The organism is Stenotrophomonas sp. CASM101 (genome assembly GCF_049384845.1).
In the GTDB taxonomy this organism is placed as follows: Bacteria; Pseudomonadota; Gammaproteobacteria; order Xanthomonadales; family Xanthomonadaceae; genus Stenotrophomonas; species Stenotrophomonas hibiscicola.
The window spans coordinates 25,394-35,756 of sequence record NZ_JBMRFR010000026.1; the positions used below are offsets into that span (position 1 = coordinate 25,394).

Annotated in this window: 7 protein-coding genes and 3 rRNA genes; 3 read left to right on the top strand and 7 right to left on the bottom strand. The window is 65.1% G+C overall.

Going from position 1 to position 10,363, the window contains the following annotated elements; genetic code table 11:
• Window positions 1-113: 113 nt before the first annotated feature.
• Complete coding sequence (pnuC, locus tag VG543_RS20385; RefSeq protein ID WP_155028841.1) at window positions 114-713, bottom strand: nicotinamide riboside transporter PnuC; 600 nt, start codon at window positions 711-713, stop codon at window positions 114-116.
• A 134-nt stretch (window positions 714-847) separates the two neighbouring features.
• A complete protein-coding gene (locus VG543_RS20390) occupies window positions 848-2,275 on the bottom strand; it encodes an outer membrane protein transport protein (RefSeq protein ID WP_155028840.1) in 1,428 nt (475 codons plus the stop codon).
• 229 nt (window positions 2,276-2,504) lie between these two features.
• Here VG543_RS20390 and VG543_RS20395 point away from each other — a divergent pair, with 229 nt between their 5' ends.
• Window positions 2,505-3,197 (top strand): rhomboid family intramembrane serine protease, encoded by a 693-nt coding sequence (locus VG543_RS20395; RefSeq protein WP_019662230.1) that lies wholly within the window; start codon window positions 2,505-2,507, stop codon window positions 3,195-3,197.
• An 82-nt stretch (window positions 3,198-3,279) separates the two neighbouring features.
• Here VG543_RS20395 and VG543_RS20400 read toward each other — a convergent pair whose 3' ends face one another.
• Both VG543_RS20400 and VG543_RS20405 read right to left on the bottom strand, forming a co-directional pair.
• Window positions 3,280-4,752, bottom strand: coding sequence for a S41 family peptidase (locus VG543_RS20400; protein ID WP_423179226.1), 1,473 nt, complete (start codon window positions 4,750-4,752; stop codon window positions 3,280-3,282).
• Between the two features lie 107 nt (window positions 4,753-4,859).
• Entirely contained in the window at window positions 4,860-6,161 is a 1,302-nt protein-coding gene (locus tag VG543_RS20405) for a murein hydrolase activator EnvC family protein (RefSeq protein ID WP_134731217.1), read from the bottom strand.
• A gap of 95 nt (window positions 6,162-6,256) precedes the next feature.
• On the opposite strand from VG543_RS20405, the gene VG543_RS20410 reads away from it, so the two are divergent.
• Window positions 6,257-6,919 (top strand): hypothetical protein, encoded by a 663-nt coding sequence (locus tag VG543_RS20410; RefSeq protein ID WP_019662232.1) that lies wholly within the window; start codon window positions 6,257-6,259, stop codon window positions 6,917-6,919.
• Between the two features lie 86 nt (window positions 6,920-7,005).
• Window positions 7,006-8,721 (top strand): M28 family metallopeptidase, encoded by a 1,716-nt coding sequence (locus VG543_RS20415; protein WP_171953307.1) that lies wholly within the window; start codon window positions 7,006-7,008, stop codon window positions 8,719-8,721.
• Window positions 8,722-8,981: 260 nt separating this feature from the next.
• On the opposite strand, the gene rrf (VG543_RS20420) is transcribed toward VG543_RS20415, so the two are convergent.
• From rrf (VG543_RS20420) to VG543_RS20430, 3 genes are all read right to left on the bottom strand, one after another.
• Window positions 8,982-9,096, bottom strand: a 5S ribosomal RNA gene (gene rrf / locus VG543_RS20420).
• Window positions 9,097-9,229: 133 nt separating this feature from the next.
• Window positions 9,230-9,344, bottom strand: a 5S ribosomal RNA gene (rrf, locus tag VG543_RS20425).
• Between the two features lie 127 nt (window positions 9,345-9,471).
• Window positions 9,472-10,363 (bottom strand): 23S ribosomal RNA (locus tag VG543_RS20430); the annotation flags it as partial.

Genomic DNA, 10,363 nt, shown 5'->3' on the forward strand with positions numbered 1-10,363 from the left:
GCTTGGTGCGGTAAACAAGAAACCCCGCGAATGCGGGGTTTCTTGTGTTTTGCTTCCTGTAGCGCCGGGCCCATGCTCGGCTTTTTCCGGCGCAGCCGAGCGTGGGCTCGGCTCTACAGGAATTCAGGTGCCGTCGTGGCCTCGGCCTGCATCAGATTGCGCCAGTGCCGGAGGGCGACCAGTGCGTTGATCCAGAAACCGATGTACAGGATCGAGGTCAGGTGCAGGCCACGGCTGTAGTACAGCGGCACCGCGACGGTATTCACCAGCAGCCACACCCACCACGATTCCAGCTTGCGCCGCATCATCAGGATCTGGGCGATCACGCTCAGCACCAGCACCGCCGAATCGATGTAGGGCGCGTAGGCGTTGGTCAGGCGGGTCAGCATCCAGCCGTAGCCGAAGGTGGCCACCACCGCCAGTGGTGCCAGCCACGCCCAGGCACGCGGTCGCAATGAAGTAATCGGCAACGGCGCACCATGATCGCCGCGCAGCCACTGCCACCAGCCCAGCACGCTGATCGCGATGAAGAAGAACTGCAGCACCATGTCCGCGTACAGGTGCGAGCGTTCGAACACGGCAGCAAACAATGCACAGCCGACGATGCCCAGCCACCAGGTGTGCACGTTGTTGCGGCCGGCCAACAGGATCGAGCCGGCGACGGCGATGTTGGCGGCCAGCTCCAGCTGGAAGCTCGGGTCGGACAGGTTCATCGCACCATTGTCGCGTAGATCCGCGCCCTGCGTCGTCGGACCAGCAGATCCATGCCATGCGTGGATACCCTCCGCAAAAAGAAAGCCCCGCTTGCGCGGGGCTCTCCTCGTACTGCTTCAGGCAATCGCCCGAATCAGAACTTGTACTGCATCGACGCCGCCAGCACGTCGCCGCTGACCTTGTACTTGCCGGTCACGGTGTTGCCGGTGGCCGAGGTCGAGGTGATGTTCGGATCCTTGGTGAACAGGTGGGTGTAGCCCACGCTGTATTCCATCTTGTCCGAAGCGGCGTAGGTCATGCCCAGCGACAGCCACTTGCGGGTGGTGTCCGGCACGCGCACGTCACGGTGGGCGTCGGTGGTCGGGGTCTGGTCGTAGGCCAGGCCGCCACGCAGGGTCAGCTTGTCGTTCACGCGGAAATCGGTACCGATCGACGCGAAGGTGGTGTCGCGGTAGTGGAACGGCAGCACGCTGTCCGGCTGGTTGGAGTCATAGTCGACGGTGACCTGGTCGAACTTGCTCCACGCCGTGCGCGTGACCTCGGCCATGATCTGCCACTGGTCGTTCACGCGGTGGGTGAAGCCCACGGTGGCGCTGGCCGGCAGGGTGATGGTCGCGCGACCGTTGCTGTCGATGAAGGTACCCGGGGCAGCAGTGGCCAGGAAGGCCGCCGCATTCTGCGGAGTGCTGAAGTGCGCCTTGCCGTCGGTGATCTTGTGCTCGACCTTCGAGCGGTAGCTGAAGGCGATGTTGGTGCCTTCCACCGGGGTGACGGTCATGCCCAGGGTGTAGCCCATCGACACTTCGTCACCCTTGATGCGCAGGAAGCCATCGGCGGTGCCCGGGGCGAAGCCCTGCTGGGCCAAGGCCGCAGCGGCCTGCTTCGAGGCAGCAAGGGCCTGAGCCGGGGTGCCACCGGCGGCCAGCACGGCAGCGGCTGCCTTCTGCTGGGCGCTGGCGTTGATCGCAGTGCCGGTGTCGACAGCGCTGGTCAGGTCGACGTTCAGGCGCTCGGCGAACACCGAAGCACCGAACGACAGGTACGGGTTGACGTCATAGGAGAACGCCACGCCCAGGTCGATCGCCTGCAGCTCGGTCTTGACGCCATTGTAGCGGCCGACCCAGTCGCGGTCGTATTCGGTCTTGAAGCCGAACGGCACGGTCAGCGAAGCACCGAAGTGCATGTTGTCGTTCTCGCCGAACGGCACGTGGAAGTACGCGGCCGGAACCGGGGCGATCATGCCGGCGTCGCCGCCGTTGCCACCGGAAATCGGCGCGCCGTTGCCGTACTGGCCCTGGCCGCGGAACTTGGCGCCGAAGCTGATGGCGCTGACGTCGCCCTGGACCAGGGTGCCGTCGAGCAGGCGCATGGAGGCCGGGTTGGTGGCGATGACCGAGGCGTCACCTTCGGTCGAGGTGGAGCCGGCGAACGCGCGGCCCAGGCCCTTGGCGCTGTTTTCCTTCAGCTGGAAGGCGGCAGCATTGGCATCGGCGGCGGCCAGCGCACCGGCAACGCCGACGGCCAGCAGGGTCAGTCGGGCAATGGTGGAAGCGGTTTGCATCGTAGTTCTCTCTCTCTCCGGTAAGCGGTGATGGTGCTCTGAGTGCGCCTGCGCCCGCCAGGTCCTGGGACCCATCGGAGCGCGCCGGATTCCCCTCCCGACATACGACGCCGTATGCGAGTATTACCCAGAGCCGTTAATGAAACAATAACGGTGCGGTCGGTTTTCTCGTCTCGAAAGCTGAACAGGACAATCCCCGCCGCAAGCGCCCGCACGCTAGGCTAGTGCCATGTTCGTCTCCCTCCCGTCCCGCAAGAAGGCGGCCCTGCGCTGGGCCACGCCCGTGCTGTTTGCGGCACTGTGGTTGGCGTTCCTGTGGTCGATCTCGCGGCCGGACGATGCCCGCGGCAGCCTCTGGCTGGACTGGGGCGCCCTGTCCACCGGCCTGACCCACCCGCTGGACTGGTGGGCGACCCTGCAGGACGGCAGCGTGCTGCGCCTGTTCACCGCCCTGTTCCTGCACGCCGACTGGTCACATCTGCTGGGCAACCTGGTGTTCCTGCTGATCTTCGGCCTGCCCGCCGAGCGGGTGCTGGGGCCGTGGCGGCTGCTGCTGCTGTTCCTGGTCGGCGGCGCAGTGTCGAACCTGGTCGCGATCTACACCATGGGCAGCCCGGACCAGATCATCATCGGCGCCAGCGGCGCGGTGTCGGCCCTGATCGGTGCGTATCTGGCCCTGTTCCCAGGCGCGCGGCTGGGCGTGGTGATCCCGCTCGGCCTGTTCCTGGAGTTCGTGCGCGCCCCGGCGTACCTGCTGATCGGCGTCTGGGCGGCACTGCAGGTGGTGTTCGCCCACATCGGCCCAAGCTTCGGCATGGTGGCCTGGTGGGCGCACATCGGCGGCTTCGTGTTCGGCGTCGTGTACGGGGTCTACGTGCGGGCTGCGATCGCGCGCCGACTGCGCAAGCGCCACGGCTTCTGACGCCGGGTAGTGCCGGCCGCTGGCCGGCATTTGTTTTCTTCTTCCGCCCTTGAGCCGACGCCGGGCATGGCCCGGCGCTACCTCACGGCTTCGCTGGGGCCGGTGCGGGCTTTGCTTCCGGCTTTGCTTCCGGCTTTGCTTCCGGCTTTGCTTCCGGCTTAGGTTCGACCTTCGCTTCCGGCTTCGCCGCAGCGGCCTTCGCGGTCTTGGCGGCATCCGCCTTCTCGGCCTCGGCCTTCAACCGTGCAGCCACCGAACCGGGGTTCTTCAGCTCGGCCAGCGCGTCGTTGATCGGGCCGTCGCCCGGCAGCACCGCACCGGCGTGGTAGCCCTCGGTGCCTTCGTCGTCGCCGCGCAGATGGCCTGGCAGGGTGGCTTCGCTGTAATCGCTCAGGCTGGCCGGCAGGGCATCCTCCGCCGACGTAGCGGCGGGCTTCAACTCAACATCCGGCACGATGCCGGTGGCCTGGATCGACTTGCCGCTGGGCGTGTAATAGCGCGCGGTGGTCAGCTTCACCGAATCACCGTTGTCCAGCGGCAACACGGTCTGCACCGAGCCCTTGCCAAAGGTGCGGCTGCCAACCACTCGGGCGCGCTTGTTGTCGCGCAGCGCGCCGGCGAGCACTTCCGAGGCACTGGCCGAACCGGCATCGGCCAGTACCACCACCGGTGCACCCTTCAGCAGGTCGCCCGGGGTCGCGTCGAATCGGGCATCGCTGATGCTGATGCGGCCACGGGTGCTGACGATGTTGCCCTTGTCGAGCAGATCGTCGGCTACCTGCACGGCGGCCGTCAGCAGGCCACCCGGATTGCTGCGCAGATCCAGCACCAGGCCCTTGAGCTGGCCACCGGACTGCTTCTGCAGCTGCTGCACGTGCTTCTGGAAGTCCGAGCCGGTATCGGCCTGGAAGGTGCTCAGGCGTATGTAGCCATAGCCGGGTTCCAGCAGGCGGCTGCGCACGCTGGTCACGCGGATGGTCTGGCGGGTGAGGCTGACATCGAACGGCTTCGGCTTGCCTTCGCGCACGATGGTCAGCACCACCTTGCTGCCGGCCGGGCCGCGCAGCGGTTCACTCGCATCGATGGCGCTGATCGGCTTGCCGTCGATGGCGATGATCAAATCGCCGGCAAGGATGCCGGCCTTGGCTGCCGGCGTGTCGTCGATCGGCGCGATCACCTTCATGCTGGCGTTGTCCGGCTGCTGCTGCAGCTCCACGCCGATGCCCTCGTAGGCACCGTTGGCCTGCTCGTCGAAAGCCTGCGCGTCTTCCTTGTTGAAGTAGGTGCTGTGCGGATCAAGGTCGAGCAGCAGGCCACGCACGGCTGACTGCATCAGCTTCTTGTCATCGACCGGGTCGACATAGGCGGCGCGCACCGCGTTGTACACGGCCACGAACCGGCGGATTTCCTCCAGCGGCACCTTCGAGGTCACCGCCTCCTCGCTGTTCGCTGCCTGCCCGCTTGTTTCCTGGCTTGGGGCAGGCGCGGTCTGCTGCGCCCAGGACAGCGCTGGCAACAGGGCCAGCAAGAGGGTGGCGGTACGGGCTGCGCGCATGGATCACTCCTGTCGACGGTGGCATGGTGCCCAAGGCACATGCACCGATTATGCGCGAAGCACAGCTAAATTCCCGTTGAATCCGGCCCGTGCGTAACGAGCCGGGTTCAGCGCCGCTGCAGCCAGCTGTCCGGGTTGACCGGCTGCCCGCCACGACGCAGCTCGAAGTACAGCGCGGTGACACCTTGGCCACCCGAATTGCCGACCTTGGCCACTGCATCACCGCGGCTGACCCGCGCACCGGCATCCTTCAGCAGGGTGTCGTTGTGCGCGTACAGGCTCATATAGCCGTTGCCGTGGTCGACGATCAGGATCATGCCGTAGCCGGTCATCCAGTCGGAGAACACCACGGTGCCATCGGCCACGGCGGTGACCGTGCTGCCAGCCGGTGCGCCGATCAGCACGCCACTGCTGGTGCGGCCATCGGGCAGCTTGCCGCCATAGCGGGCCAGCAGGTTGCCGGACAACGGCCAGCCCAGGCCGCCCACCTTCGGCGCCGGTGCCGATGCGACCGCAGGCGGCACCTTGGTCGGTGGCGGTGGCGGCCGGCCCTGTGCGGCGGCTTGGCGTGCAGCACGTTCGGCGGCGGCCTTCTCCGCTGCCGCACGGCGTGCAGCCGCGCGGCGCTCGGCCTCGGCACGGGCAGCGGCCGCTCGCAGGTTGGCCAGCAATGTTTCCAGCGCCTTGGCGTCCTGGCCCAGCGCCTGTTCCTTCTCGCGCTGGTCCTTGAAGCGCTCTTCCAGCGAGGCAACGGTCTTTGCGCGATCGCGGCGGTCCGCTTCCAGGGCGGCTGCCTGCTGTTTCTGGTCCTGCTGCGTCCCCTGCAGCTTCTGCTTGCGCTCGGCGATCTGCGCCTGCAGTGCTTCCAGTTCCTTCAGGTCGGCGGTCAGCGTGGTGATCCGCTGCGCACGCTCGCGCTGCAGGTAGCGATGGTAGGCCAGGGCGCGGTTGGCATCGGCCACCGTGTCTTGCGACAGCAGCAGCTTCAGCGGTGCGTGGTTGCCCAGCTGATACGCCGCGCGCAACAGCCCGGCCAGTTCGCGGTGCTGCTGGGCCAGGTTGCCCTGCAGCGTGCTGCGGCGCTGCTCGGCTTCGGCCAGGGCGCGGCCCTGCTCGCGCAGCGCGGCTTCCGTCTGCGCAAGGGCACGGCCGGTGCGGGCTACCTTCTCGTCGGCCTCGCGCAGCTGCCGCGATGCCTGCCCGCGCTGGCCCTCGATCTGCCGTCGCTCCTGCGCCACGCCCTTCAGTTCGGTACGCAGTTTCTGCAGCTTGCGCTCGGTCTCGCGGGTGGTCTGCGCACCGCTGGGCAGCGGCAGGGCCAGCGCAAACGCCAGCCCCAGCAGCAGGCAGCGACCGCCGCGGGCAGCGGCGATGTGATGTCGGCGTGATGGGAAGACGTTGTCGCGCAAGGGCTTTCCAGTGACTTCAGGCAGTTGCGGGGGCTACCGGGGAATGGTGACATCTCCGCACGCGGCCTGCCAGCCGCACATCCATCGAGGTCGCCATGAAAATTCTTTCCATTCCGCTGCTGTTGGGCGTACTGCTGGCCACCGGGCCGGTCTGTGCGCAGGAGAACATCAGCAAGGTCAACGGCAGCATCAGCGCCGAACCCGGCCAGCGCTACGGCAAGCTGGACACCGTCAACGGTGGCATCCGCGTCGGCGAAGGCGTCGAGACCGGCAGCATCGACACCGTCAACGGCGGGGTCAAGGTCGCCGACGGCGCGCGCACCGGCAAGATCGAAACGGTCAACGGCGGCGTACGCCTGGGCCGCGAAGTGATCGCCAGCGGCGGCGTCAGCACCGTCAACGGCAGCATCTTCACCGATCGCGGCAGCCAGGTCGAAGGCGGTGTCGAGACCGTCAATGGTGGCATCGGCCTGGTCGAAAGCCGCGTCGGCAAGGATGTGGAGACCGTCAACGGTGACATCACCGTCGGTATCGGTTCGCAGGTCAACGGCGGCGTGCATGTGCGCAAGCCGAACTTCAGTGTCTCGCTGACCGCCAGCCGCAAGCCGCGTGTGATCATCGGCCCGAATGCCGTGGTCAAGGGTCCACTGCAGTTCGAACGCGAGGTGGTGCTGTACGTGCATCGCACTGCGCGCATCGGCCCGGTCACCGGCGCCGAGCCGATCCCGTTCGACACCGAAACCGCTCCCGCGGACTGAGCGCACCGCGCCTTCGGGTTCGGTGATACTCGCTGACACCGGTCGTGCACGACGCGCGGCCGCCCTTTGTTACCCAGGAATCGACGATGCCCCGCAAACTCCTCCTGTGCCTGGCCGCTGCGGCCGCGCTCAGTGCCTGCAAAGGCGAAGACACTCCGGCGCCCGCGCCGGCCACCGATACCGCAGCTGCCAAGCCGGCCGCGCATGCGTTCTCCCCGGAGATCAATGCCGGCGACTTCGCCGAGATGGTCAAGACCCTGGCTTCGGATGAGTTCGAAGGCCGCGCGCCGGGCAGCAAGGGCGAAGAACTGACGGTCAACTACATCCGCGACCAGATGCAGCGCATCGGCCTGCAGCCCGGCAACGGCGACAGCTGGTTCCAGGATGTACCGATGACCGAGACCACGGCCGACGAATCGACCGTGCTGAAGATCACCCAGGGCGGCAAGACCACCGAGCTGAAGTTCGGCACCGACATGGTGGTAGGGACTCGTACCGGCCAGGCCGAGGTGAAGGTCGATGCCAGCGACCTGGTGTTCGTCGGCTATGGCGTCGATGCGCCGGAGCAGAAGTGGAACGACTACGCCGGCCAGGACTGGAAGGGCAAGACCGTCGTGATGTTCGTCAACGATCCGGGCTTCCATATCGACGACGAGAAGCTGTTCGACGGCAAGCGCATGACCTACTACGGCCGCTGGACCTACAAGTTCGAGGAGGCTGCCCGCAAGGGGGCCGCTGCCGCGCTGATCGTGCACGACACCGCCGGCGCGTCCTACGGCTGGGACGTGGTGAAGAATTCCTGGGCTGGCCCGCAGTACGACCTGCCGGCCAAGGATGACCCGGAAGCCCGTATTCCGGTGCAGGGCTGGCTGAGTGCCGACGCGGCCAAGGCGCTGTTTGCCGGAGCCGGCCTGGACCTGGCGCAGGCCTACAAGGATGCCAGCAAGCGCGGTTTCAAGCCGGTGCCGCTGAAGGCCACCGCTGCGGTCGACCTGAAGAGCCAGATCGCACAGAAGCAGTCGCGCAACGTGGTGGGTGTGTTGCCGGGTAGCAAGCGCGCTGACGAGGCGGTGCTGTACATGGCGCACTGGGATCACCTGGGCAAGCATGAGGGCGAGACCGGCGACAACATCTACAACGGCGCCGTCGATAATGCGACCGGCGTCGCCGGTATTCTCGAAGTGGCCGAAGCCATGGCGCACCAGGATCCGAAGCCGGAGCGCTCGGTGGTGTTCCTGGCGGTGACCCTGGAAGAATCCGGCCTGCTGGGTTCGAAGTACTACGTTGCCCATCCGACTTTCCCGCTGGACAAGATTGCTGGCGTGATCAACATCGACGCGATGTCAGTGGCCGGCCGTGCCAAGGACGTGACCGTCACCGGCTTCGGCAGTTCGGAGCTGGAGGACATCCTCAAGCCGCTGGCCGCTGCCCAGGACCGCACGCTGCATGGTGAGACGTCGGTGCAGAGCGGCTTCTACTTCCGCTCGGACCACTTCAACTTCGCCAAAGCCGGCGTGCCGGCCCTGTACGCCGATGGCGGCGAGGACCTGCGCGAGGGCGGCGTTGACGCTGGCCGCAAGGCCGCAGCCGACTACGGCGCCAACCGTTACCACGGCCCGAAGGACGAGTTCGACGCGGCCACCTGGAAGCTGGACGGTACCGTCGAAGACCTTCAGTTGATGTACGGCGTGGGCAAGGAACTGGCCGGTGGCGATCGTTGGCCGAACTGGTACGAAGGCAACCCGTTCAAGGCTGCCCGCGACGCGATGATGAAGGACAAGGCTGCGGCCGCTGCAAAGTAGGGTCGAGCCATGCTCGACTGAACATTGTTGAGGTCAAAGCGGCGCCCCGTGGGGCGCCGCTTTTTTTGTACGCTCTGCCATTGGTGGGTGCCAACCTCGGTTGGCAGCGCCTTCCGTGGGGACCATCTCACCCACGCATGGCATGAATCTACCGGGCGATGTAACGCCATCGGGTTGCCGGCCAGCGGCCGGCACTACCGGCGTTTGCTACGCACAAAGAAAAACCCCGCTGCGTAAGCAGCGGGGCTTTTGGGTGTAAACCCTGGCGATGACCTACTCTCGCATGGCTTGAGCCACACTACCATCGGCGCAGCTGCGTTTCACTTCCGAGTTCGGGATGGGATCGGGTGGTGCCACAGCGCTGATTTCACCAGGGAGACGGTTGCAGCAGCGCTTGCAGCGCCAGCTTCGCGATCTTGCCCTTGGGGCGGAAGGAACCCGGAAAACGCAGTGCCTTCACTTATAAAGAAAAACCCCGCTGCGTGAGCAGCGGGGTTTTGGGTGTAAACCCTGGCGATGACCTACTCTCGCATGGCTTGAGCCACACTACCATCGGCGCAGCTGCGTTTCACTTCCGAGTTCGGGATGGGATCGGGTGGTTCCACAGCGCTAATTTCACCAGGGAGGCGGTTGGAGCGTCGCCATCCGGTACAGCTGGATAAGGCGCCTGCCTCTCGTAGTTCTTGTGACGTAGCGTGCACTTGGATGCTCTTACGACGTTGTCGTAAAGCCAAGGCAACTTGAGGTTATATGGTCAAGCCGCACGGATCATTAGTATCAGTTAGCTCAATACATTGCTGTACTTACACACCTGACCTATCAACCACGTAGTCTACATGGTTCCTTCAGGGGGCTTGTGCCCCGGGAGATCTCATCTTGAGGCGCGCTTCCCGCTTAGATGCTTTCAGCGGTTATCGCTTCCGAACATAGCTACCCGGCAATGCCACTGGCGTGACAACCGGAACACCAGAGGTTCGTCCACTCCGGTCCTCTCGTACTAGGAGCAGCCCCTCTCAAATCTCCAACGCCCATGGCAGATAGGGACCGAACTGTCTCACGACGTTCTGAACCCAGCTCGCGTACCACTTTAAATGGCGAACAGCCATACCCTTGGGACCGACTACAGCCCCAGGATGTGATGAGCCGACATCGAGGTGCCAAACACCGCCGTCGATATGAACTCTTGGGCGGTATCAGCCTGTTATCCCCGGAGTACCTTTTATCCGTTGAGCGATGGCCCTTCCATACAGAACCACCGGATCACTAAGTCCTAGTTTCCTACCTGCTTGATCCGTCGATCTTGCAGTCAAGCACGCTTATGCCTTTGCACACAGTGCGCGATGTCCGACCGCGCTGAGCGTACCTTCGAGCTCCTCCGTTACTCTTTAGGAGGAGACCGCCCCAGTCAAACTACCCACCATACACGGTCCCCGACCCAGATAATGGGCCCAGGTTAGAACGTCAAGCACGACAGGGTGGTATTTCAAGGATGGCTCCGCTGCAGCTGGCGCCACAGTTTCATAGCCTCCCACCTATCCTACACAGACGAACTCAACGTTCAGTGTAAAGCTATAGTAAAGGTTCACGGGGTCTTTCCGTCTTGCCACGGGAACGCTGCATCTTCACAGCGATTTCAATTTCA